Genomic DNA, 22,424 nt, shown 5'->3' with positions numbered 1-22,424 from the left:
GCGTGTGCTCCCTCGCCCCTCAAAATAATGTCACATCGCCACTGCCGGCTTTCCGGGGCGCTAGTGGTTGTTGCGTAGGTGCCGCGGTGTTTACCGTGGTGCGGCAACGCACCTGTCCGCTGGCGGGAAGGAAATGGACGCGGCGCGCATTGCGCCCTTCCATGTCCTCGTGAACCATCTCGATTCCCTCATCCCTGAGGAATTTGCGCGCAAAGGCGGCGTTGACCGACCCGATCGCGGCCATCCCCTCGCGCAGATTGGCGCCGCCATACAGACGCGCCTTCATCCGCGCCTTGACCGCGCCGAGGCTGAACATTTCGTTCACCAGCAATTCCATGAGGAAGAGCCCATAGTGATCGTCGAAGGTCGTCCGGTCGGCATAGGATGGCGGTTCGGCGAGGAGGAAGTGATTCATGCCCCCGATTCGCGCGACGGGATCGAACATGCATGTCGCCACGCAGCTTCCCAGAACCGTACTGAATTCCACGTTCGGATCGTCACTGGCCTTGGCTTCGCCCTGCAGGATGGTGACGCGGACCCGTTCGGCGACCTCCGGAATAGCGGCGTGTTTCACAGGCAAGCTCCTTCGCTTGTAAAAATATGCTCGGCGATCCGGGTCAGCGGCCTTACCGCGCACGCCCCACCCATCTCGATCGCCGCCTTCGGCATGCCGAACACGACGCAGCTTTCCTCGTCCTGCGCCACGGTCCAGGCGCCGGCCTGCGCCATCTGGTACAGGCCTTTTGCCCCATCCTGCCCCATGCCGGTCAGGAGAACACCGATCGCGCGCGCGCCCATGTTCTGCGCGACGGATGCGAACATCACGTCAACGCTCGGCCGGTGGCCCGATACGGGCGGACCGGGGCGCAGCAGGCTGATGATGCCGCGCTGTGTCGCGGAAATGCGCAGGTGCCGGTCATTGCCCGGCGCGAGATAGACATGCCCCGGTTTCAGCACGGTATCGGTCTGCGCAAGCACGACCCGCGGCGGCGCGAGCGCATCGAGCGCATCGACGATGTCGCCGGCAAAGCGCGCCTTGACATGCTGCACGATGACGGTGGGCGGGCACATGCGCGGAAAATCGACCAGCAGCTCCCGCAACGCCTCCACCCCGCCGGTCGACGATCCAATCGCGATCAATTCGGGCAAGCCGGGCGGCCGCGTGCGGACCGGCGCGGCCCGCGCCGATGCCGCCAGACCAGCCCGCCCGGTTCGCGCCGCCTGACGCACCAGGGACACGAGCGGATCATCGCGCCCGTCGAACGGCCCGAGCGGCGCCATGTCGCGCGCGCAACACCCCACCGCACCCAGCTGTCTGGCGCGGGCCGCGGCCGGATTGCCCGGCGTGGCCATGTCGGCGACCATCACGACTGGCGTCGGGCGCAGCGTCATGATCTTTTCGAGAAAGGCCAGCCCGTCGAGACCCGGAAGCTTTGTATCCATCACGACGACATCGGGGTCGAGCGCCTTGATCATGGCGCGCCCCTCCTTCGCATCGCGGGCGTAATCCACGATTTCGAGATCGTCATGCGGCGACAGGCGCGCGGCCAGCCGCCGTTGCACGACGGTGGAATTCTCGACAATGAGGATGCGAATCGTCATCAGTCACGGCGCCGGTAGACGGTCGGCCCCACCAGTTCGAGCATGTCGGCGGCCTCTCCCGACACGCGTTCCGAATGACCGATATAGAGATAGGCCCCCGGTTGCAGTTGCTGCGCGAGGCGCAGAACGAGCTGTTCCTTCGTCGGCTGATCGAAATAGATCATGACGTTGCGACAGAATATCACGTCGAACAGCGTCTTGAACGGCCAGGCCCGCAACAGGTTGAGCCGGCGAAACCGGACCATGTTCCGTAACGCGGCGTCGACCTGCGTTTCCTTGCCCCCGTTCGTGCACCAGTTCCGGCGAAGGGCTTCGGGAACCGCCTCCATCGCCTTGCTTTCGTAGCGCGCCTCTGCCGCCGCTTTGAGGGCATGATCGGCGAGATCGGTGGCGAGCGCCACGATGTCGCGGTCCGCGATGTGCCGGCCCGCCGCCTTGTCCTCCCCCAGAAGGACCATCATCAGCGTCCAGATTTCCTCCCCGCTGGAACAGGCCGCGGACCACAGGCGTACCGGCTGCCGCGCCTCCGCCAGCTGAAGGAGGTGCGGGCGCACGACCTTGGCAAAATGCTCGTAATGATGCGATTCGCGGTTGAAATAGGTGTGGTTCGTCGTGAGCGCGGCGACCGTGCGCGTGCGCAGGGCGGCATCCTCGCCGATCTTGCGCAGATAGGCGTCGAACGTTTCGCAATGCGTTTCGCGAAGCAGCGGCGCGATCCGCGAATAGGCCAGCATCTTCTTGTTGTCGGACAGCACGATCCCGGCCTCGTCGCGCAGCAGCCGGGCGATCGCCTCGAAATCGGCGGACGAGTAGATTTGCGGGCTGACACCGGGCACGAGCGAGCGGGTATCGGCCACGGCGGCGGGAACGCCCATCGTCACGCAGCCGCCTGAAGGGTGGGATGGGCGTTTTCGCTCTGCACCAGATTGTCGACATCGATGATCAGCGCGACCCGCCCGTTGCCCAGGATCGTCGCACCCGCCACGCTTTCGACGGCGCGGAAATGGGTGTCGAGATTCTTGATCACGAACTGACGCTGATCGGTGATGGAATCGACGAGCAGCGCCGCCTGTCCGCACCGTTCCGTATCCACGATGACCAGTACGCCCTTGCACGGATCGTCGATGGCGAGTTCCTCACCCGCCAGATGGTCGAGCCGGACGATCGGCACGAAATTGCCGCGAATGTTGATGAGCTGCCGGCTCGTGCCCATGCCCTTGAGGTCGGAGGCGAGCGGGCGCAGGCTTTCGACCACATGCGCGAGCGGCAGGACCAGCGACTGCCCGCCGACCTGCACCACCATGCCGTCCGAAATCGCCAGCGTCAGCGGCAGGGCGAGCACGAAGGTCGTCCCCTTGCCGGGGCAGGATTCGATCGTGATGCGCCCGCCCAGTTCCTTCACATTCTGGCGCACGACATCCATGCCCACGCCGCGACCCGAAATATTCGATACCTGCTCCGCCGTGGAGAAGCCGGGCGCGAAGATCAGGTGGTCGATTTCCTCGTCAGGCAGATCCGCATCGGGCGAGATCAGGCCATTGGCGACCGCCTTTGCAAAGACGCGTTCGCGGTCGATTCCGGCGCCGTCGTCGGCGATGCGGATGACGACCCGGCCCGATTTCTGTTCGGCCGAGAGAGTCAGCGTGCCTTCGGGATCCTTGCCCGCGGCCTTGCGCCGTTCGGTGGATTCGATGCCGTGGTCGACGGCGTTGCGGATGAGATGGGTGAGCGGCTCGCTCAACCTGTCGACGACCGTCTTGTCGAGCTCGGTCGTTTCGCCCGTCACCTCCAGGTTGACATGTTTTCCCGTGCTCGACGCGAGTTCGCGCAGCAGGCGGGGCACGCGGCTGAAGACCGCGCTGATCGGCTGTGCGCGGAAGGCCATCGCATGTTCCTGCACATCGCGGACGAGCGCGTCGAGCACGGCCAGTTCCTCGATATGCATCAGGTTTTCATCGGCAAGCCGCTGCGCCAGCATGGCCTGCGCGATGACCAGCTCGCCCACCCCGTCGTTCATCTTGTCCAGCTTTGCGAGATCGACGCGGATCGATTGCGGTTTGGGCGAACGGGAGGCGGCCTGTGCGGCGTCGGGGCGCGCGTCCTTTGCTTCTTTGCCAGCATCGTCGCCTTGCGCCGGCACCGGACCGGCCGCGGTTTCGACGCTTGCCGTCGCGGCCTGCTCGACGGCGTCGGGATGCATCGGGGGAATGCCTTCCTCCGCCCCGAACGCGAGCGCGCAATCGTCGCCGACGAAGTCGAAGATTTCGCTCACCTGCTCCCGGCTTACCGAAGCCGGCATCGCGAAGCTCCAGCCCAGATAACCATGCTGCACGTCGAAATCGTCGAGCGGCGGGACGTTCGCGCTGTCGCATGCAACGCATTCGCCACCCATTTCCTGCAATTCGCGCAGCCAGTAAAGCGGTTCGCTGCCATTGTTCATGGAGCCGCCGTGCGGCCGCATGTGGAACAGCCACGGTTCCTTCGGCGCGGCAGGCGTTGCCGGGCCGAGCAGATCGTCGAGCATCGCATCGAGATCGTCGTCTGCCGGGACAGCCGCCGGTGCCGCTTCCCCACCGGCGCTGCTATCCGGCGCGTCGGCGGTGCCTGCCTTCTCGTGCGCCTCGTTCAACTGCGCCATCAAGGCCGCATCGTCCGGCGCAGTTCCGCCAAAGCGCGCAGCCTCAACGTGATCGCGCACGCAATCGAGCGACAGCAGCAGGAGCCCCGTCAGATCGTCGGTGATCGCAACCGTGCCCTCGCGAACATCGGCAAGCAGGGTTTCGAAGACATGGGTGAACGCCTGAAGCGGGCCATATCCGAACGCACCCGCCCCACCCTTGATCGAATGCACCGCGCGAAAGATGGCATTGATGGTTTCGCCATCGTGCGTTCCGTTCCGGCACGCCTCCAGCCCAGCTTCGGCCGCTTCGAGCGATTCCTCGCACTCGACGAAGAAGATGTTCTGAATGTCTTCGCTGTTCACGCTGTTTCCCCGCGATTGAATTTCGATGCGAGGCCCGCAATGCGCAGCGCCTCTTCAAACTGGTCGGACGGGTCGACGACGGCGACCCCCCCTGCCGTATGCGCGGCAGACACCAGCAACTGGAGCATTGCGACGCCGATGCGCTCGACCGCGGATGCGTCGACGCGGACGGGCTGCTCACCCACCGCTTCGCGCAGTTCGGGACATATCGCGATGGCCGCATCCCGGTCGCACAAGGCTGGCAATTCAATCACTGACATCTGCTTTTCCTTCCTCGCGAGTTAGAACTCGCTCCAGTCCTGATCGTCATAGGATTCCGCAACGGCCAGGTTGCCCTCGACACGGGGGACGGCGCGGGCCGGTGCGGCGGTGGCGACCCGCTTGATCGCGGGCACGGCGTTGGCGGCGGACGGCACCCGCTTCGCAGCGGTCTTTGCGCGCGTCGCACCCGGCTTGGCGGCGCCGGTGCGGAATTGCTTGACCAGCTCGCCCAGCTCGTTCGCCTCTTCGGCAAGGCTGCGGGCCGCTGCGGTCGACTGCTCGACCATGGCGGCGTTCTGCTGTGTCATGCGATCCATGTCGGCCACCGAACCATTAACCTGTTCGAGGCGCGAGGCCTGCGATGCGGCCATCTGCGCGATATTGTTGACCTGCGTGTGGACGTCGTCGACCCCGCTGACGATCTGCGAGAGCAGCCCGCCGGTTTCGCCGACCAGTTGCACGCCGGCGCCGACCTGCTTGGAACTGGCGTTGATCAGCTCCTTGATGTCGCGCGCGGCATCGGCGCTGCGCTGCGCAAGAGCGCGGACCTCGTTGGCGACCACGGCAAAGCCCTTGCCCGCGTCGCCCGCCCGGGCCGCTTCGACCCCTGCGTTGAGCGCAAGCAGATTGGTCTGAAACGCGATGCCGTCGATGACGTCGATGATCTGCGTGATTTCGTTGGCGGATTTTTCGATCGCGGCCATCGCGGACACGGCCTTCTCGACCACTTCGCCGCCATTGGTGGCCTGCTGATGCGTTTGCGACATGGCGGTCTGCGCATCGGCGGCATTTTCGGCGGCCTTCTTGACCAGGTCGGTCACCTGGCTCATCGCGGCGGCGGTTTCCTCCAGGCTCGCGGCCTGCTGTTCGTTGCGGATCGCCAGATCGTCGGACGCGGCGCGGATTTCATTGGCGCCGGTGTTTACCCCGCTGGCCGAGGCATGCACCTGCTGAATCATGTCGGACAGGCCGGAGACGGAGCGGTTGAACGCGTCGTGCAAGGCGGCATATTCGCTTTGACCCGTCTGCTCGATGCGCACGGTAAGATCGCCGTCGGCGAGGCGGTTGAGAGCGGTGGAGAAATCCTGAACGACCTGCTCGGAGCTTTTCTGCGCCCGGCGGACCTCTTCCGCGTTGTCGCGGAACGTGGTCATCGCCTTGTTCATGCGTCCGACGCAATCGGTATAGTCTTCGTAACCGATGCGCGACTGGGTATCGCCCGCCGCGAGACCCTCCATACGTTCCACCGTATCGACATAGGGATCGCACACGCGCCGTTTCGCCAGATAAATGGTCGTCATGGTGAGAAGCGCGCTCGATATGATCACGCCCTCTTCGAAGGTGGCCCCGATCACGTCCATCCGCCCCAGAAAGACAACGGCAATTTCAATAATCGAGAGAGACGCGAATACCGTGATAAGCGTATCGAATTTCTTGCGAATGGGAGCTGATTTCTCAAACCAGTCAAGCATGTCAGTAACTTTCATAATTATCGAATGTAGCGACGGCGAATCCCTCACCATTGCCGGTAAACTACATCCGAAAGTGGACCGATCGCGTGTCGTATGTCCTACGGACAAATCCATAGCATCGACGCGACCGCTTCTGTCTCCCTGCCCGCTTCTTAGGCGCCCTGGTGCTGACGGAGTCGCTATGTCCGGTTAAGGTCCATTCCCTAGGGCGGGGTAAGGCGAGGTTTGGGAGTACGCGCGGCATAGGATGACGAAAGGACAGCCGTTCGAAACGGCCGTTCCGTCCAGACCATGCAAAGGATTAGCGCCATGAGTACGGCCCGCGTTTTGATCGTCGATGATTCCACCGCGATGCGCGCATTGTTTCGCGACATTCTCGAACAGGCGAAAGGCGTGGAAGTCGTCGGCGATGCGCGCAGCGCGGAGGAAGCGCGCAAGCTCATTCCCACCCTGAAGCCCAATGTTCTCACCCTCGATGTCGAAATGCCCGGCATGAGCGGGATGGAATTCCTGGCCGAGCTGATGGAAAACGACCCTATTCCGGTCATCATGCTGTCCAGCGTGACGCAGGATGGCACGGGCACCGCGCAAAAGGCGCTGGAGCTCGGCGCGGTGGGCTGTTTTCCCAAACCGCTTCACACCACCCCGGAACAGTTCAATGCAACCGTCGCCAAGCTCGGCGCGATCGTGAACGAAGCGGCCAATACCGACCTTAAAAATCGCGAGGCACCGCAGGGCGGGGCCTCCGTCTCGCTCGCCGATTACCGGCCGGACGGGCGCATCGTCGTTCTTGCCGGCGCGACGGAAAGTATCGAGGTCATTCGCGAAACGATCGCGGGCTACCCTGCCAATTGTCCGGAAACCGTGGTCCTCATCGATGCGGACGAATCCTTTATCGACCGCATGATCGACCCCCTCCGGCCGAGCGTCGCGTGCAAGATCGAAACGGCGGGCGATGAAACCATGATGGTGCCCGGCACGGTCTATCTCGTCTATGCAAAGCACAAGCATGTCGTGTTCGAAAACGATTTCGCCCCGCTGCTGAAGCTGGTCGAGAAGGAGCCGATCGGCGGGGCGCGGCCCTCTGCGGACATGCTTTTCGCAAGCTTCGCACGGGCGGGCACACCGGTTCTGGCGGGCCTGCTTTCGGGCACCAGCAAGGATGGCGCCCGCGGGCTTCAGGCGCTTTCGAAGAGCGGTGCCGACGTGTTCGTGCAGGATTGCGTGGAAACCGGCGGCGAGAGCCGCAAGCCCGCGCTCGACGAACTCGGCGTCGCGGCCGAAGCGGTCACGGCTGCTGAGGTGGGCAACTGGATCCTCGCGAAGACGAAGGAGAAGGCCAAGGCGGCCTGACACGATCGACGACGCCGGCAATTTTCGTGGGGGCGGTGACGACGTCCGCCCTTGATGGTCGAAGTGCCGGCAGCGCCATGCGCGGCATCGAATCGCGAGGGCCATGAATGCCGCGACGTTTTCTCGAATCGGACCGACTGTCGCAGCTGTATCGTCTCGACGTTCTCGATACCGATCCCGACCCCTATCTTGATGGAATCGTCGATGAGGCGGCGGGCGTGACCGGGTGCCCCATCGCGGTCATCAGCCTCATCGATAGAACGCGGCAATGGTTCAAGGCGCGGCACGGCCTGCATCTGTGCCAGAGCCGCCGCGAATACGCATTCTGCGCCCATACCATCCGTGAGCCGCGCAGGCTGGAGGTGTTGAATGCCGCACAGGATCCGCGTTTTGCGAACAATCCGCTCGTCACCGGTCGTTTGCACGTGCGCTATTTTGCCGGCGTTCCCATCGTGAGCCGGTATGGAGCGCGTATCGGCGCGCTATGCGTCATCGACAGGACATGCCGCGCGCCGCTTCCCGAAAGCCAGTGGCGTTGGCTGCGCAGCGGATCGCGCGCGGTCACGGCCGCGGTCGAATTCGGCAAATATCGCGTGCCGCTTCCACTGCCCCCTGCGCCGTCCACACCGTCTCGCCCACACTCATAGGCGCGGCGCGTGGTCGCCCGCGCCAGGGATGGAAATTTCGTTTCATACACATTGCAGCAAGCCCATTGCGTTAAGCGCGCGGCCTTGTTCGAACGCCTTTGTGGGAGACGACCGATTTCTTCAGACCCGACCCGATTTCTTTCCAGCACATCGTGCATCCTCCTTGCCGTGGGCGCTGCGGTTTCGGTGTCGCCCGCAGCGCACGCACAGACCGGACCCACGATCGAAGCCGGCGTGACGACCGATGAACGCGTCCGGGGGCTGAGCTGGAGCGAGGGACGGACCGCCGCGCATGTTTTCGGCAGCCTGCCCGTGACCACGAATATTGCCGTCGGCGCGGAGGCCACCACGCTGCGCGGTTCGAAGCGGCATGGCGGGGCCGAGATCGGCGTCGATCTCAACGCAAGCTATGGCGGCCGGATCGGCCTTGCCAATTACTACGCAATGGCGATCGGCCATGTCTTTCCCGGCGGCGACGGGGAGCAGGATTATGCCGAGGCGCAGGCCGGCATCGGCGGCGCGCTGGGCCCGGCCTCGCTCACCCTCCTGGCGAGCTACGCCCCGCCGCAGGACGCGATCGGCGGCAGCAATTTCTACCGCCGGCTGGAGGGGCGTTTCGGTTTCTGGGGCTCCCCGCTGGCGCTCAACGCCCATGTCGGGCGGTCGAGCGGTTCCGTCGACGACCCCGCCCGCGCGGAACGTCTGCGCCCCGGCGGGGCCTATAACGACTGGGCGATCGGCGGCGAATATAATCTGGCGCCGCTATCCTTCACGCTCCGCTACAGCGACACGGATATTCGGAGCGAGGATATACGCGTCCCCGCGGCCAGCGCCGATTATGGCGCGCGTATCACGGCGGGCGCCAATATCCGGTTTTGATGCCGGACTATCGGATTTGGCATTATCGCGCGGGCAGGCGCCGGCACAACTCCAGCCGGTTGCGCCCGTTCGCGCGGGAATATTCGAGCTCGTCGATGCACAATTGCAGGATCGTCATGCCGCGCCCCGTTTCGGCGAGCGGGTTGGCGGGCTTCGTCGCGGTCGTGAACGTGCCCGCCGGCGCGGCGGCGCCATCGTCGTTCAACGTGAAGCGCACCGCCTCGGCGGTAAAATGCGCGGTGCAGGTGATTTCGCCGACCGCATCCGCGTTGCCATCGCGCGGCATGGCGTGAACCACGATATTGGTCGCCGCCTCGACAAGCGCGAGTTCGAGTTCGAGCGCAATATCGTCGGCGACTCCTGCATCGCTGCACGCGCCCTGCGCCCAGGCGGCGAGGTCGCGCACCGCCTCCAGATTGGCGGGCACGCGGATAAACGGATCAGAGCGAGAGGGCATCGCGTGCCTCCTCCTCGCTCCCGCAGATCGGCAGCAAGGTATCGAACTGGGTGAGCCGGAACAGCGTGGCGACCGCCGGGCGGGTTCCGGCAATGGCGATGGCGCCCCGGTCCCCCACATGCTTCACCAGCCATACGAGCACGCCGAGCCCTGTGGAATCCATGAACTCCACCGCCGACAGGTCGAGAAGGACGCGGGTACATTCCGGCCCCACTTTCGTGTCCAGCATTGCGCGGAAATCGGGCGCTGCTGCGGCATCCAGCCGGGCATGCGCGACATGTATGATAGCCGTATCGGTCAAGAATCGGTCCTGTCGTGAAGGGCGCCGGATGCGCAATCCGGCTCGATAGCAAGCAGCGAGACATCGTCGGCAAGCGGCATGTCGCCGTCCCTGTGCGCGAGCAGCCGCTCCACCAGGGCGCCGATGGCGGCGATGGGCCGGTCGCGGCAGGTGTCGATCCGCGCGGCCAGCGATTGGGCATCCGGCACTCCGGCGGCGTCGCAGCAATCGAGCAGCCCGTCGGAATAGATGACGAGCCGTGTGCCCGCCGCAAAAGGAAAGCGCGTCGCCCGAAATTCGGCCTGCGAGAACCAGCCGAGCGGAAAGGCGGCCGCGGTATCAAGCCGGCGGGTTTCGTCAGCCGCGCCGCCGCCCGTCTGCATGACGAGGGGTTCGGGATGCCCGGCGCGGATGATCCACCCCTCCCCGGCGGGAACATCGACGATGCCGGCAATGGCGGTCGCGTAGATCTCCTCTTTCTCGGCGAGGATTTCACGGTTCAGCCGCTGCATCGCCAGCGACAGCGCGTCCGCATCGGCGGGCGCCATCTGCTGCAGGCGGCGGTGGTAGTGAAAGCTGGCGAGGCTGGCGCGCACGCCATGGCCCTGCACATCGAGGAGGAAAAACAGCGTGCGCCCCTCCCCCACCGTGACAGCGCCGATCGTATCGCCGCCCAGCATCGTGGCCGGGCGATAGACATGCGTCATGCGCAATCCGGGCAGTTGTTCTTCCCGCGGGAGCAGACGCCGGTGCATTCCCGCCGCCGCATCGAGGTCGTCGCGCAGTTCGCACAAGAGCGTGCGCATCCGCTCATGCGTCCGCGTCAGCATCGTGTTGCGCCGTTGCAGCATGCGATGCAGTCGCACCGACCGCCGGGTGCGCGACAGGACGAGCATCAGCTTGACCGGATCGACCGGCTTGAACAGGAAATCGTCCACCCCGGCCTCGGTCGCGAGGCCGATCGTTTCCTCGTCCTTGCACGCGGTGATCATCACGACATGGAGCGGGGCCCGGTCGTGCGATCCGCGCAGCGCCCGCACGAGGTCCATGCCGTCGCGGCCCGGCATGCGCAGGTCGGTCACGACCATGTCGATGCCGACATGCATCTGACGGATCGCCTGGTCGAAATCATGGGCCAGCGATATTTCGCAACCCATGCCCGCCAGCGCATCGCCGAGGAACCGCGTCACGGCGTCGTCATCGTCCACGATCAACACGCCAAGACGATCGGACCCGACGGTCAGCGCCGGGTCATCCGCATCGAAAATGCGGGGGCGGATGTTCGGCGCCTGCACCATCTCGCCTACATGATAGGGGCAATTGGTTAAGGCTTGATCGCCACCCCCCTGGGCATTTCCCGCAGGGGCGCAGGCATGATCCGGCGCATGTCTATTTCAGGGGGAGAGGCAATCCCGCCGCGACGAAAACCACATGGTCCGCGATGGCGGCAATACGCTGATTCAGGCGGCCGGCCTCGTCGCGAAACCGGCGGGCGAGCGCATTGTCCGGCACGATCGAAAGCCCGACCTCGTTCGCGACCAGCGCGATGGGAACGTCGCACGCTGCAATCGCCTGTTCGAGCGCGCGAGTGCCCGCGTCGATATCCCGCTCCGCCAGCATGCAGTTCGACAGCCACAATGTCAGGCAATCGACGAGGATCGCATCATGGTGCACCGCCGCCTGCCCGATGGCGCCCGACAGGTCGAGTGGCGCCTCCACAGTATGCCAGCGTTCGCCGCGATCCTGGCGATGCCGGGCGATGCGGTCGGTCATTTCGGCGTCGAACGCCTGCGCCGTCGCGATATAGGCGAGGCGCCCCGGCGTGCCCTCGGCCCAAAGCTGCGCGTGGCGGCTCTTGCCCGAACGCGCCCCGCCGAGCACCAGAAGCGCGCTCATCGTGGGTCTCCGCAATAGTTCATCGACGCCCTTCCCTCATCCATCGCGCAGCGCCTCGTCGAGCCTCTCCCATTGATCCTCCCCACCCGGCAGGCCGAGGCGGAGCCAGCGCGGCGCATAATCGAACCGCCGCGTCAGCACGCCATTTTGGGCAAGCCGCTCGAACAATTCGGGCGCCGCATCCGTCTCGACCAATGTAAAAAGCGGGCAATCGCCGACCGGTGCAAACCCGTGGCCCCGGAGCAGGCGCGCAAGACGATCCGCCCGCGCATCAATATCCGCCCGCGCCGATGCGATCCATTCGCCATCGGCATAGGCCGCCGCCCCGATGGCGAGCGCAGCCGCATGAACGGGCCAGTCGCCCAGCCGCCGCCGATAGGCCGCGATCACCGCCACAGGCCCCAGCACGAAGCCGAGCCGCACCCCGCCCAGCCCGAAAAACTTGCCAAAGGACCGCAACACGATCAACCGGCGCCCGTCCGCCACCGCGGCGGCCATGCTATGTTCCGGCCGCGCATCGGCAAAGGCCTCGTCGATGATGAGCCATTCGCCCTGCTGCTCCTGCTGGTGGAGCAGAGCGTCCATCTCTGCCCGGGACCGGCAGTGCCCGTCGGGATTGTTCGGATTGGCGAGCAGCAATGTGCCGCCGCCGTCGCTCGCCGGGAAAACGGCGCCATGGCTGCGATAGGCGGGCGCGATATGGCGCCCCGGCCCCGGCACGATTCCGGAGAGCAGCCGCAGGGCGATCTCGCTGCCCGGAACGGCGCAGAGATGAGCGGGGTCGAGCCCGAAAAACCGGGCCGCCACCTGCTCCAGCCCGGCGAGCGCCGCCACCGACGGCAAGGCCGCCCAGTCCCAGTCCGGCGCGCGCGCGACCGGCCACGGCACGGGGTTGAGCCCGGTCGACAGATCGACCCATCCCTCGCGCCTGTCGCCGTAATGCGCGCGCGCCGCGTCCAGACGCCCACCGTGCCAGACGAAGGCGTCGCTCATCCCGCGACCACGAGCGCGAGCAACATAGCCGTCTCGCACAGCTCGATACCCGCGCCATGGCCGTCACCGGAAATCCCGCCAATCCGCCGTTTCAGCCACACAGCCCACAGCGCCCATACCACCGGCGCGAGGAGCAGCGGCGGCGCGAACCACGCAGCGATGATTCCCCCGACGCTCCACACCACCATCGCCGGCCCATGGCGAACCGCGGCGAACTGGCTCCCCAGCCCTGCCCCCCGCTGCGGGAGGAACCGGTTCCACATCAACGTGCCCAGCCGCGCAAGCGCCGCCACGGCGAGCAGCGGCCAGCCCGCCCCCCGTTCCAGGAGCAGGACGAGCAGCGCGAATTTGGCCAGCAGCTGAAGCGCGATGACGGTCACCGCGAAAGTCCCGGCATGCGGGTCCGCAAGAACGGCGTCGAGGCGGGCCGGATCGCGATGCGCACCACCCGCCGCATCGGCGATGTCGCCCAGCCCGTCGAGATGCAGCGCGCCCGTGACCGCCACCCACATCACCAGCGCGAGCAACCCGCCCAGCATCGGGTCCACCATGGCCCCTGCCGCCGCCGCGCCCCAGACCATCGCCCCGACGATCATACCGACAAGCGGGAACCAGCGCATCGACGCGGCGAAATCACCCGACTCCATCCGGACCCGGGGCATGGGTATGCGGGTCATGAATTGTATGGCGATGATCGCGGATCTCACGGCTGCAACGCCAATATGCGGGCGCCGCCCGGCTCGAACCGGTGCACCTCCAATGTGACCAGCACGCCATAGGGCAGGTCGATCGCCCAGGATTGCGCGTAACCGAACCCGCAAAGCCGGCATAGTGCCGCCCGGATCGATCCCGCATGCGCCACGATCAGCGTGTCCGGCCCGACCCGGCCCAACGCGCGCGTCACTCGGTCGCACAGCGCGGACCAGCGTTCGCCGCCGGGCGGCGGATCGGCATCGGGATCGGCCCAGAACCGCGCCAGCGCCGCATCGTCGAGATCGGCTGGCGATTGCCCCTCCCATTCGCCGAAATGCAGTTCGCGCCAGTCCGGGTCGCTCCGCACCGCAACGCCGTGCCATGCCGCGATCCGTTCCGCCGCGAGGCACGCCCGCATGAGATCGGACGAGATGACCGCATCGAGGTAGAGGCCCACGCTCTTCTCCATGCAGGCCGCCGTGCCCGATTCCAGCGGCGCGGGATCCGCATGGCCAATGAGTGCCCCGGCCCCAACGGTCCGGCCATGCCGGATGAAATAGAGCCGTTGCCCGGTCATGCGCGATCCGTGACCGCGGCTTCCTCGAAGGTTGCCATGGAACTATGCGCCATCACCGCCGCGCGCACGATCGGGACCGCGAGCGCAGCGCCCGTCCCCTCGCCCAGCCGCATGCCGAGATCGAGCAACGGATCCAGCCCCAGCGCCGCGAGCAGGCGGCCATGCGCCGCCTCCGCCGAACGATGCGCGGCGAGGCAATGGTCCAGCATGTCGGGATGCGAAAGCGCAAGCGGCAGCACCGCCGCCGCCGCGATGAACCCGTCGACGAGCACCGGGATACGCAGCTGCCGCGCGCGCAGGACCGCGCCCGCCATCGCCGCGATCTCCCGCCCGCCGAGCCGGCGCAGCGTTTCGAAACCATCGGTGCAATGCGCGCGGTGGAAGGCGAGCGCCCGGTCCACCGTGGCCCGTTTATGCGCCAGCGCCGCATCGTCGACGCCGGTCCCGCGCCCGACCCATTCCGCCGCCCCTTCGCCAAATCCGCAAGCACAGATCGCCGCCGCAGGCGTGGTGTTGCCGATGCCCATCTCGCCCACGAAAAGCAGCTGTGCCGCAGGATCGACCGCCATCGCACCGGCGGACAGCGCGGCAAGGCACTTCGCCTCGTTCATCGCGGGGGCTTCGCAGATGTCGGCGGTCGGTCCCTCTGCGGTCAGGTCCACGACCGAGAGTTCCGCCCCGCATGCCTGGGTGAGCGCGTTGATCGCCGCGCCGCCTGCGTTGAAATTGGCGACCATCTGCGTGGTGACTTCGGGGGGGAAGGCGCTGACCCCGCGTGCGGCGACGCCGTGATTGCCGGCGAACACCACCGCCTGCACCCGGTCGAGCCGGGGCCGGGCCTGCCCCTGCCACCCGGCGATGAAGACCGCAATCTCCTCCAGCCTGCCGAGCGATCCGGCCGGCTTGGTGAGCTGCGCCTGCCGTGCCCGTGCCGCCGCGATGGCCGCCGCATCCGGGCGGGGCATGGCGGCGAATGCGGTGTGAAACGCGTCCCGCGTCGCAAAACCGGTCATGATACGGCGCCCATCCTGATGTCGGAAACGGTCATTGCATTGTCCTCGCACGGCGTTCGCCCCGCGTGACCGTACCGTGGGAGAGCATGGCCGTGACACCTCGCACGGCCCGGCGCCCCCGGGCGGCATCGACGCACGAGGCAGGTTTCATCCGTCGCTGCGCGAGGCGAGCCCCGTTCGGCCGGGGCACCCTGCCCGGACGAAGAACGACCGCGACCGGCAGGTCTCCTGGCTTGCGGGTCGATGCCATGCGTGCCGCCTTCTCGGGACATGAAACACCGTCCCAATGGCGCCTGGCCCGATGGCTCTCCGCTTACAGTTGCAGGGGCAGCGCGGGGCTTTCACCCGACTTCCCTTTCAATCCCCGCGCGGGGAACCTGTCGCATCCGCCGGGATATGGCGCGCCCCGTCGTTGCGCAAGCGTGAAATGCCCGGCCTGCATCGGGCGGCCTTCACCGCCCATGCGGCCTCAGTCCGCGAAATGCCGCGCGATGAATTCGGCGCCCAGACGCAACCCTTCGGGATCGACCGAATGGCCGATGCCGGGCGCCGCGTGGCTGGCGACATCGAAGCCGCACGCGGCGAGCGCGGTTTCCGCATCCGCCATCGCGGCAAAGGGGACCACCGGATCGGCATCGCCATGCACGAGCAGCACCGGCGGTTTCGTCACCGCCTCGTCGCGAAGCTGCGCCGCGCCGGTCAGTATGCCCGAATACCCCACGATAGAGGCCACCTGCCGCGACCGGCGCGGCCCGATATGCAGCGCCAGCATCGTGCCCTGGCTGAACCCGACAATGGCGAGATCCGCCTCGGTCAAATCATATTGCGCGAGCTTTCGCGTGATGAAGTCATCGACGGCGCCCGCCGCATTCTGCGCCCCGCGTGCCAGCGCATCGGGCGACAGGTCGGCGAGCGGCCACCATTGATACCCCATGCCCATGTCGCAGGGATTGGGCGCATCGGGTGCCAGGAAAAGCGCGTCGGGCAGGGCATGCTGCCACATGGGCGCAATGGAGATAAGATCCGCCCCGTTCGAGCCGTAGCCGTGCAGCAAAAGCACGATCCGGCGCGGCGCCGCCCCCGACAGGGGCTGACAGCTTTTCCCATTGACGATCTTCGACATGAAAGGCCTCGCTCGCTCTTCCGCCACGAAACGGGCGGAACGGCCCCGCCCATGGCGCAGCATGCGGGCGAAGTCCACATGGGTCCGACCGCCGGCATGCTGAACCCCATCGCGAAATTGCGCGTGGCGGCACACCCCGGTGATCCCGCCCGCGATCGGTTCTGCAAGCTTTACGATGGCCGGCCGGGGCCACCCGCGTGCCTGCCCCGCGCCAAATCCTTGGCCCTCGCACAACCCACCCATCGCAGTCGCCGAGAGACGCCTCGACCCGTATCATGCCGCGCGGATGCGGTGCCATCCACCCGCCCCGCCCATGTTTCGCAATGAGCAGCAGAAATGCACACGCCCCCCGATAAGGCGCGGCTTCGCGAGCGCACCAATGGCGGATCAGGCGTTTTCAAGCCACTCCCGGTCATAGGAACGGTCCTGCATGTCGTGACGGCCCAGCACGCAGGCGGCAAGATCCGTCGCGAGAAAGCCATCGCTCGCCGCATCCTTGCGGGCCCAGTCGACAAGCTCGGTCCGGTGGGCAAAGCGCCACTCATCGCCGCGCCGCTCGTACCGGTCGAGATACCGGCCGCAGATCAGCATGTCATACGGCGCGCCTTCCTCCACGATGCGATGGAAGGCATAGTAATACACTTCCCCGAACGCGACATCGGGCCGGTCCGGATCATAGTCGATGAGATGCTGATTGATGATATGCTGATTCGCGAGATGCGCCTTGAGCAGGTCCTGCGCAAAGTCGACGAATTCAGGCCCGCTGCCCGTAAAGATACCGTAGTCGGTCGTGGAATCCGGCCAGAACGTCGAAAGTTGAAGCGATCGGTCGAGCCGGTCCTGACCCCGCATATATCGCGCCGCCAGATCGCGGATGGCATCCTTGGCAAGCAAGGTCGCAAGTTCGGTCACTGATCTCTCCGCGCTTGCGCAAGGGCACCGGACATCGGCCTTCGCGCAGGGAGGGTAGGTCGCACTTGCACGCGCGCCGGGCGACTGAAGTTTTGGAGAGGGGCAATCTGCGCCAAGATTGGCCGTGGGGGCGCCGCACCGTTCCGACAGGCAATTTCCCCGCGCGCCATGTGTGCGACACGGCATCGCAATACGCCCTCGGATCCCGAACGATCCTTTTAATTCCATCGGCCTGCCCCGCGTTTGCCTCGCCCCGTCGTATACGGGTCCGATTATGGAATAAGTTCGGACCTTTTCCCGCGACGCCCGGTTGGTCCTACGGCTTCTCGGGACAATCGGGATCGATACGTGCCGCGGTAAAACCGATTTGAAAACCGGCACATACGGCACGTTCGCTCCATCGCGATCGCCCCGCACACAGCCATTTTTGCAAGCGCTCGCATGCGCGACAGCCGTTCGCGCACGCCGATGTTCCAGGCGCGCGTATACCAAAGGGAGAATTCATGATGTCCACCGATACGCCCACGACCGCCGCCATGGCGGGCAACGCCGCGCCCGATACCGGCCCCGCGCCGCAGCAGGGCGCCGCGCCGTCCGCCAATCCCGAAACGCGTGCCGCCGAACCGGCAACGCCGCCCGTCGCGAACCCGTATTACAGCTTTGCCCCGCCCACCGCGGATCGTCAGGCCGAAACCGCGGCGCTCGCCGCCGCCGGGCTCGTCGCGCAGCCCGAGCCGGAGACGGCCGAAACGCCCGCCCCCCCGGCGCAGACTGTCCTCGCCTTCGTCGACGATGAAAAGGACGAAGACGAAGAAGGCGCCGAAGACGCAGCCGAGGATCTGCCCGCAAGCGCATCGATGGACTGGGGCTTTCAGGTGGATGCCGCCATCGCCGCCGCCGATGCCGAGGCCGTTCGTGCCGCGCCGGGCGAGGATGGCGAAGGCGCCTCCGCCCTTGCCGGGATGGGCGACGGATCGGGCACCCTGCTCGCCATCGCCGGGATCGCCGCGGTGGGTGCGGGTATCTATCTTCTTGTCGATGACGACGACAACGATGTCGACATCCCGCCGCCGCCGGTGAACGAGGCGCCGACGATCACTTCCGCCGAGACGATCGATGTCGATGAAAACACGCCGACCGACACGGTCGTCTATACCGCCACCGCGACCGATCCCGAAAACGACGACATCACCTTCACGCTTGAAGGCGACGACGCCGATGCCTTCACCATCGATGGCGATACCGGCGAAGTGCGCTTTGTCGCCTCGCCCGATTTCGAGATGATGGACAGCTTCGACATCACCGTCGTCGCCACCGACAGCGACGGCGCGACCGATTCGCAGGACGTGTCGATCACCATCAACGACATCGACGAAGGTCCGACGGAAGCGCAATATAACACGCTGCTCAACCAAGTCGCGTTCAACCTTACGGGCGACGACGCGTATCTCGATGCGGAGAATATCTTCGCGACCGAATTTACCGCGCTCAACGGTTCGGGCGTGTCGGGCGTCGGGATCGCCGGTTATGACGCGGATAGCGGCACGGTGACGGTCACGATCATGGCCGAAGGACTGGAAGCGAATCAGCTCCATCCGCAGCATATCCATGGCTTCATGGCGGGCGAGGATGGCTCGGTCATGGAATCCATGGTGCCCACGCTGGATTCCGATGCAGATGGCGACGGCTTCATCGAGCTGATGGAGGCGGCCGGCGATTACGGGCCGGTCCTGCTCAGCCTGACCGAAAACGGCGAATTCCCGACGGCGAACGCCGATGGCTCGCTGTCCTTTACGCAGACCTACACCCTGCCGGAACAGGATCTGGGCGAGAACCCGATGCTGGCCTTGCGGGAATTCGTGCTGCACGGGCTCACGCTTGAGGCAGGCGAAGGTTCGAACGGCGGCGAGGCCGATGGCACCGCGGGCTATAAAGCCACGCTGCCCGTGGCGGCGGGTGCGCTCGACGCAGTGGATGCCGATGGCGGGGACGGTATCGTCGCGCTCATCGACGCATTCGGGGCGGACGGCGATTTCGCCAGCGAATTCGGCCTGATCGCATCGGCGCTGACCGGGGAGGACGCGTATGAGGAGGCCGACCGCTTCTTCTTCACGCCCTATACCCCGCTCAACGAATCGGGCGTGTCGGGGATCGGCCTTGTTGGCTTTGACGAGGATACCGGCACCATCACCGTCACGATCCAGGCGAGCGGCCTCGAGGCAGGGCAGGTCCATGCGCAGCATATCCACGGCTTCATGCCGGGTGAGGATGGCTCGGTCATGGAATCGATGGTGCCCACGATGGACGTGGACGACGATGGCGATGGCTTCATCGAACTGATGGAAGCAGCCGGAAGCTACGGCCCCGTCCTGCTCAGCCTGATGAGCGATGGCGAGTTCCCGACGGCGGATGAAAATGGAAACCTCTCCTTCACGCAGAGCTTCCAACTGCCGGAACAGGATCTCGGTGCCGACCCGATGCTCGACCTGCGCGAAATCGTGCTCCACGGGAAATCGCTCGCCGAGGGCGAAGGCAGCAATGGCGGCGAAGCGGACGGTACCGCGGGCTACAAGGGGACTTTGCCGGTCGCCGCGGGCGCGCTGGACGAGATTACCGCGCTCGATCAGGTCGACCTTCAAATGATGATCGATGCCTTTGCGCAGGGCAATGTGCAGATGGACATGGCATCGAGCGCTTCGTTCGCCTGACCCCGCCATGACGGTGCGCCGCGGGGGCGGGTTAGCCCCGCCTCCCCGCGGATCGCATCGGCATCGACGCTAAGAAAAGGGCGCCGCGCAATGCGGCGCCCTTTTTCGTGGCCTCCATGCGCGGGCGAACCACCGCCGCAGGTTGGCGCATGCGGCATGTGGCGGCCAATCCGGTGGGGCTTACTGCCGTGAGTGGGGGCGATGGCGGGCGCGGGCCTATTCCGTGATGGAGAGGCGACGACCTGCAAGCGCGTAAGCGCGCCCGCGGATTGGGTCGCCAACACCGGCAAGGCCGCTGCGGCAGCCCTTCCGTCGGCGACGTGCGGCGCTCTATGTTGCGCCTGTCGCCTCGCCGAAGCGATGCGGAGTTCAGCGGGCCACGGCGGCGGCGTCCGGCCGGTTGCCCGCCATTGCGGGCGGACGCGTGCGTCGTTCGGGCGCGATCCGCCACACCGTGTTCGACACGTCGTCGGCGACCAGCAGCGCGCCGCGCGCCGCATCGAATGTCACGCCGACCGGTCGACCGCGCGCATGTCCATCCTTCAGAAAGCCGGTGAGCAGATCGACCGGCTTGCCGGAGGGGAGTCCGTTGCGAAACGGCACGAACACCACCTTGTATCCCGACGGATCGCTCCGGTTCCAGCTGCCGTGTTCGCCGACGAAGGCGCCCTCGGCAAAGGCCCCGCCGAGACCGCCGCCGCGCGCGAAATCCACGCCGAGCGCCGCGACATGCGAGCCCAGCGCATAATCCGGCGCGATCGCTTTTTGCACGAGATCGGGCCGCTGCGGCCGCACGCGCGGATCGACATGCTGCCCGTAATAGCTGTAGGGCCAGCCATAGAACGCCCCCCGCCGCACCGAGGTCAGGTAATCAGGCACGAGCTGCGGCCCCAACTCGTCACGTTCGTTCGCCACGGTCCAGAGCGCGTTTGTCTGCGGATGGATGGCCAGCGCGGTGGGATTGCGCACGCCCGAGGCGTAGATGCGGCTCGCCCCGCTTTCCCGGTCGATTTCCCAGATCACCGCGCGGTCCTCCTCCACGTCCATCCCGCGCTCGCCGACATTGCTGTTGGAGCCGATGCCGACATAGAGCCGCGATCCGTCCGCGCTCGCGGTCATCGCCTTGGTCCAGTGGTGATTGATCCTGGACGGAAGTTTCGTCACCTCCGTGCCGGGGCCGGGAAGGCTGGTTGCCCCCTCGGTATAGGGGAAGCTGACCAGATTGCCCTGATTGGCGACGTAGAGCGTGTTGTCGACAAAGGCGAGGCCGTAGGGCGCGTCGAGCCCGTCGATGAAAACCGTCTGCAGATCGGTGCGCCCGTCGCCGTCGCTGTCGCGCAGGAGCGTGATGCGGTCGCCCCCCTCGACCGGGCTTTTGCCGCGGCTCTTGATCAAACCGGCGATGACATCCTTGGGCCGCAGTTTCGGGGCATGGCCGCCGGACCCCTCCGCCACCAGGATATCGCCGTTGGGCAGGACGAGCGTCTGCCGCGGGATTTTGAGATCGCGGGCGATCGGCGTGACGGTAAACCCGGCGGGAACGGTCGGCAATTCATCGTCCCAACCTTCGGGCGTCGGTATCTCCATCGCGGGCACGAGCGTATCATTCTGCGTCGGGAGGTCGGGCCGCGCGCCGGTCTGGTCGAGCGAGGGATCGGACGAACGCTGACACGCCGAGAGCGAGAGCGCCGCCGCAAGGGCCAGAAGGGGAAGACGGTTCATCGGCCATACTCCACCGCGCGCCCGCTCCCATAGGCGAGCCAGCCCGCGACGAGCGCGAGCACCGAACACAGGATCGACAGGACAAGCCCCACCGTACCCACCGAATGCCAGCCATCGCGCGCATGTTGAAACGCGTTCACCACGCCCAGGACGAACATGACCGCCACGACGATCAGATAGAACACGCGCCGCCCCCTGCCCTGTCCGGACCGACCGAAAAACACGGCAAGCAGCGCCCAGGCGAGAACGAGACCGGAAAACAGATCTGCCCCCGCGATCAACCACTGGGAGAAATTGGTCCACTGGACCTCCGCGGTGTTGAGATAGGTGATGTCGGTGACGAGCGCGGCGGCGAAAAGCGCCACCGGAAACGCCAGCAAGATTCCGTGCAACGGTGCGATACCTGCACCCGGCCGCGTAGCATGCGTTCTCAAATCGTCCTCCTGTGCCCAGACGGCCACCCTCTATAATGCGCGGAACGACGGAGGTTTCCTGACCGGCGTGTGGCCAGGCGAAAAGAGACGGGCATCGATGGGCATTCCATCGCGGCAAAGGGGGATCGGTCGCGCAGATCGCTATCGAAGGCAAACCCGCGAGTCCTCGCTCCGAGCCGCCAAGGCGGCTCGCAAAATGGCGATATTTCTAGTTTTGACCAGAAGTGGTGCCAGAAGAGGCATCACATTCGAGCTATTTTTCCGCGCATTATCTGCGAGTTATGAATTTGGCCTTCTTCAAAAAGCCCTCAAAAGGCCCCCAAAAATCATCTAATGCATTGGTTCGATGCCTTTTTCAGGACTCGGAATCGTAACAGCGGCTTCGGATTGCAAGGTAAATCAACGTCCGCTTTGCGCCC

22 protein-coding genes and 1 riboswitch are annotated in these 22,424 nt (G+C 65.9%); of the genes, 4 read left to right on the top strand and 18 right to left on the bottom strand.

Annotated features, from left to right (window positions below; translation table 11 throughout):
- Positions 1–19 precede the first annotated feature (19 nt).
- From Q0897_RS00425 to Q0897_RS00400, 6 genes are read right to left on the bottom strand one after another with little or no spacing between them, the layout of a single operon-like run.
- Positions 20–574 (bottom strand): chemotaxis protein CheD, encoded by a 555-nt coding sequence (locus Q0897_RS00425; protein ID WP_236672058.1) that lies wholly within the window; start codon positions 572–574, stop codon positions 20–22.
- Complete coding sequence (cheB, locus tag Q0897_RS00420) at positions 571–1,602, bottom strand: chemotaxis-specific protein-glutamate methyltransferase CheB (protein WP_299306903.1); 1,032 nt, start codon at positions 1,600–1,602, stop codon at positions 571–573. The genes Q0897_RS00425 and cheB overlap by 4 nt, the downstream gene beginning before the upstream one ends.
- A complete protein-coding gene (locus tag Q0897_RS00415) occupies positions 1,602–2,477 on the bottom strand; it encodes a protein-glutamate O-methyltransferase CheR (protein ID WP_299307547.1) in 876 nt (291 codons plus the stop codon). The genes cheB and Q0897_RS00415 overlap by 1 nt, the downstream gene beginning before the upstream one ends.
- A gap of 2 nt (positions 2,478–2,479) precedes the next feature.
- Positions 2,480–4,585 carry a chemotaxis protein CheA gene (locus Q0897_RS00410; RefSeq protein ID WP_299306901.1) on the bottom strand — a complete coding sequence of 702 codons (2,106 nt, stop codon included), beginning with the start codon at positions 4,583–4,585 and terminating at the stop codon, positions 2,480–2,482.
- Positions 4,582–4,845 (bottom strand): STAS domain-containing protein, encoded by a 264-nt coding sequence (locus tag Q0897_RS00405; protein ID WP_299306899.1) that lies wholly within the window; start codon positions 4,843–4,845, stop codon positions 4,582–4,584. Before Q0897_RS00405 ends, Q0897_RS00410 begins: the two co-directional genes overlap by 4 nt.
- Before the next feature lie 21 nt (positions 4,846–4,866).
- Complete coding sequence (locus Q0897_RS00400; RefSeq protein ID WP_299306897.1) at positions 4,867–6,207, bottom strand: methyl-accepting chemotaxis protein; 1,341 nt, start codon at positions 6,205–6,207, stop codon at positions 4,867–4,869.
- A gap of 420 nt (positions 6,208–6,627) precedes the next feature.
- On the opposite strand from Q0897_RS00400, the gene Q0897_RS00395 reads away from it, so the two are divergent.
- The 3 genes from Q0897_RS00395 (at position 6,628) to Q0897_RS00385 (ending at position 9,197) form a co-directional block, all read left to right on the top strand.
- Positions 6,628–7,671 (top strand): response regulator, encoded by a 1,044-nt coding sequence (locus Q0897_RS00395; RefSeq protein ID WP_299306896.1) that lies wholly within the window; start codon positions 6,628–6,630, stop codon positions 7,669–7,671.
- A gap of 107 nt (positions 7,672–7,778) precedes the next feature.
- Positions 7,779–8,318, top strand: a complete 540-nt coding sequence (locus Q0897_RS00390) for a GAF domain-containing protein (RefSeq protein ID WP_299306894.1) — start codon at positions 7,779–7,781, stop codon at positions 8,316–8,318.
- A 9-nt stretch (positions 8,319–8,327) separates the two neighbouring features.
- A complete protein-coding gene (locus Q0897_RS00385) occupies positions 8,328–9,197 on the top strand; it encodes a TorF family putative porin (RefSeq protein ID WP_299306892.1) in 870 nt (289 codons plus the stop codon).
- A 22-nt stretch (positions 9,198–9,219) separates the two neighbouring features.
- On the opposite strand, the gene Q0897_RS00380 is transcribed toward Q0897_RS00385, so the two are convergent.
- The 10 genes from Q0897_RS00380 to Q0897_RS00335 form a co-directional block, all read right to left on the bottom strand.
- Positions 9,220–9,654 (bottom strand): ATP-binding protein, encoded by a 435-nt coding sequence (locus Q0897_RS00380; protein WP_299306890.1) that lies wholly within the window; start codon positions 9,652–9,654, stop codon positions 9,220–9,222.
- Complete coding sequence (locus Q0897_RS00375; RefSeq protein WP_299306889.1) at positions 9,638–9,955, bottom strand: STAS domain-containing protein; 318 nt, start codon at positions 9,953–9,955, stop codon at positions 9,638–9,640. The genes Q0897_RS00380 and Q0897_RS00375 overlap by 17 nt, the downstream gene beginning before the upstream one ends.
- A complete protein-coding gene (locus Q0897_RS00370; RefSeq protein WP_299306887.1) occupies positions 9,952–11,232 on the bottom strand; it encodes a SpoIIE family protein phosphatase in 1,281 nt (426 codons plus the stop codon). The genes Q0897_RS00375 and Q0897_RS00370 overlap by 4 nt, the downstream gene beginning before the upstream one ends.
- 91 nt (positions 11,233–11,323) lie before the next feature.
- The gene (gene cobU, locus Q0897_RS00365; protein WP_299306885.1) at positions 11,324–11,830 is read right to left on the bottom strand and encodes a bifunctional adenosylcobinamide kinase/adenosylcobinamide-phosphate guanylyltransferase; all 507 of its coding nucleotides are present in this window, start codon (positions 11,828–11,830) and stop codon (positions 11,324–11,326) included.
- 36 nt (positions 11,831–11,866) lie between these two features.
- The gene (locus Q0897_RS00360) at positions 11,867–12,823 is read right to left on the bottom strand and encodes a threonine-phosphate decarboxylase (RefSeq protein ID WP_299306883.1); all 957 of its coding nucleotides are present in this window, start codon (positions 12,821–12,823) and stop codon (positions 11,867–11,869) included.
- Positions 12,820–13,530: an adenosylcobinamide-GDP ribazoletransferase gene (locus tag Q0897_RS00355; RefSeq protein WP_299306882.1), complete on the bottom strand. Its 711-nt coding sequence runs from the start codon at positions 13,528–13,530 to the stop codon at positions 12,820–12,822. Before Q0897_RS00355 ends, Q0897_RS00360 begins: the two co-directional genes overlap by 4 nt.
- Positions 13,527–14,093, bottom strand: coding sequence for a histidine phosphatase family protein (locus Q0897_RS00350; RefSeq protein WP_299306880.1), 567 nt, complete (start codon positions 14,091–14,093; stop codon positions 13,527–13,529). The genes Q0897_RS00355 and Q0897_RS00350 overlap by 4 nt, the downstream gene beginning before the upstream one ends.
- Entirely contained in the window at positions 14,090–15,106 is a 1,017-nt protein-coding gene (cobT, locus tag Q0897_RS00345) for a nicotinate-nucleotide--dimethylbenzimidazole phosphoribosyltransferase (RefSeq protein WP_299306878.1), read from the bottom strand. The genes Q0897_RS00350 and cobT overlap by 4 nt, the downstream gene beginning before the upstream one ends.
- A gap of 200 nt (positions 15,107–15,306) precedes the next feature.
- A riboswitch (cobalamin riboswitch) is annotated at positions 15,307–15,502 on the bottom strand.
- 73 nt (positions 15,503–15,575) lie between these two features.
- Positions 15,576–16,229: a dienelactone hydrolase family protein gene (locus Q0897_RS00340; protein WP_299306877.1), complete on the bottom strand. Its 654-nt coding sequence runs from the start codon at positions 16,227–16,229 to the stop codon at positions 15,576–15,578.
- 387 nt (positions 16,230–16,616) lie between these two features.
- Positions 16,617–17,141, bottom strand: coding sequence for a nuclear transport factor 2 family protein (locus Q0897_RS00335; RefSeq protein ID WP_299306875.1), 525 nt, complete (start codon positions 17,139–17,141; stop codon positions 16,617–16,619).
- A 503-nt stretch (positions 17,142–17,644) separates the two neighbouring features.
- Between Q0897_RS00335 and Q0897_RS00330 the strand changes: the two genes are divergently transcribed.
- Positions 17,645–19,849: a CHRD domain-containing protein gene (locus tag Q0897_RS00330; protein WP_299306873.1), complete on the top strand. Its 2,205-nt coding sequence runs from the start codon at positions 17,645–17,647 to the stop codon at positions 19,847–19,849.
- Positions 19,850–20,218: 369 nt separating this feature from the next.
- On the opposite strand, the gene Q0897_RS00325 is transcribed toward Q0897_RS00330, so the two are convergent.
- Both Q0897_RS00325 and Q0897_RS00320 read right to left on the bottom strand, forming a co-directional pair.
- A complete protein-coding gene (locus Q0897_RS00325; protein WP_299306870.1) occupies positions 20,219–21,571 on the bottom strand; it encodes a sorbosone dehydrogenase family protein in 1,353 nt (450 codons plus the stop codon).
- Positions 21,568–22,032, bottom strand: coding sequence for a DUF2231 domain-containing protein (locus tag Q0897_RS00320; protein WP_366519886.1), 465 nt, complete (start codon positions 22,030–22,032; stop codon positions 21,568–21,570). The genes Q0897_RS00325 and Q0897_RS00320 overlap by 4 nt, the downstream gene beginning before the upstream one ends.
- Positions 22,033–22,424 lie beyond the last annotated feature (392 nt).

Source organism: uncultured Croceicoccus sp. (assembly GCF_947496385.1).
Lineage (GTDB): Bacteria > Pseudomonadota > Alphaproteobacteria > Sphingomonadales > Sphingomonadaceae > Croceicoccus.
This window is presented reverse-complemented; position numbering and strand designations above follow the sequence as displayed.

Excerpts from the sequence above, each read along its gene's own strand:
- Q0897_RS00325 (WP_299306870.1), bottom strand. The coding sequence starts at position 21,571 with ATGAACCGTCTTCCCCTTCTGGCCCTTGCGGCGGCGCTCTCGCTCTCG.
- Q0897_RS00330 (WP_299306873.1), top strand. The coding sequence starts at position 17,645 with ATGATGTCCACCGATACGCCCACGACCGCCGCCATGGCGGGCAACGCC.
- Q0897_RS00380 (WP_299306890.1), bottom strand. The coding sequence starts at position 9,654 with ATGCCCTCTCGCTCTGATCCGTTTATCCGCGTGCCCGCCAATCTGGAG.
- cobU (WP_299306885.1), bottom strand. The coding sequence starts at position 11,830 with ATGAGCGCGCTTCTGGTGCTCGGCGGGGCGCGTTCGGGCAAGAGCCGC.
- Q0897_RS00405 (WP_299306899.1), bottom strand. The coding sequence starts at position 4,845 with ATGTCAGTGATTGAATTGCCAGCCTTGTGCGACCGGGATGCGGCCATC.
- Q0897_RS00415 (WP_299307547.1), bottom strand. The coding sequence starts at position 2,477 with ATGGGCGTTCCCGCCGCCGTGGCCGATACCCGCTCGCTCGTGCCCGGT.
- cheB (WP_299306903.1), bottom strand. The coding sequence starts at position 1,602 with ATGACGATTCGCATCCTCATTGTCGAGAATTCCACCGTCGTGCAACGG.
- Q0897_RS00370 (WP_299306887.1), bottom strand. The coding sequence starts at position 11,232 with ATGGTGCAGGCGCCGAACATCCGCCCCCGCATTTTCGATGCGGATGAC.
- Q0897_RS00395 (WP_299306896.1), top strand. The coding sequence starts at position 6,628 with ATGAGTACGGCCCGCGTTTTGATCGTCGATGATTCCACCGCGATGCGC.
- Q0897_RS00350 (WP_299306880.1), bottom strand. The coding sequence starts at position 14,093 with ATGACCGGGCAACGGCTCTATTTCATCCGGCATGGCCGGACCGTTGGG.
- cobT (WP_299306878.1), bottom strand. The coding sequence starts at position 15,106 with ATGACCGGTTTTGCGACGCGGGACGCGTTTCACACCGCATTCGCCGCC.
- Q0897_RS00360 (WP_299306883.1), bottom strand. The coding sequence starts at position 12,823 with ATGAGCGACGCCTTCGTCTGGCACGGTGGGCGTCTGGACGCGGCGCGC.
- Q0897_RS00340 (WP_299306877.1), bottom strand. The coding sequence starts at position 16,229 with ATGTCGAAGATCGTCAATGGGAAAAGCTGTCAGCCCCTGTCGGGGGCG.
- Q0897_RS00390 (WP_299306894.1), top strand. The coding sequence starts at position 7,779 with ATGCCGCGACGTTTTCTCGAATCGGACCGACTGTCGCAGCTGTATCGT.
- Q0897_RS00400 (WP_299306897.1), bottom strand. The coding sequence starts at position 6,207 with ATGGACGTGATCGGGGCCACCTTCGAAGAGGGCGTGATCATATCGAGC.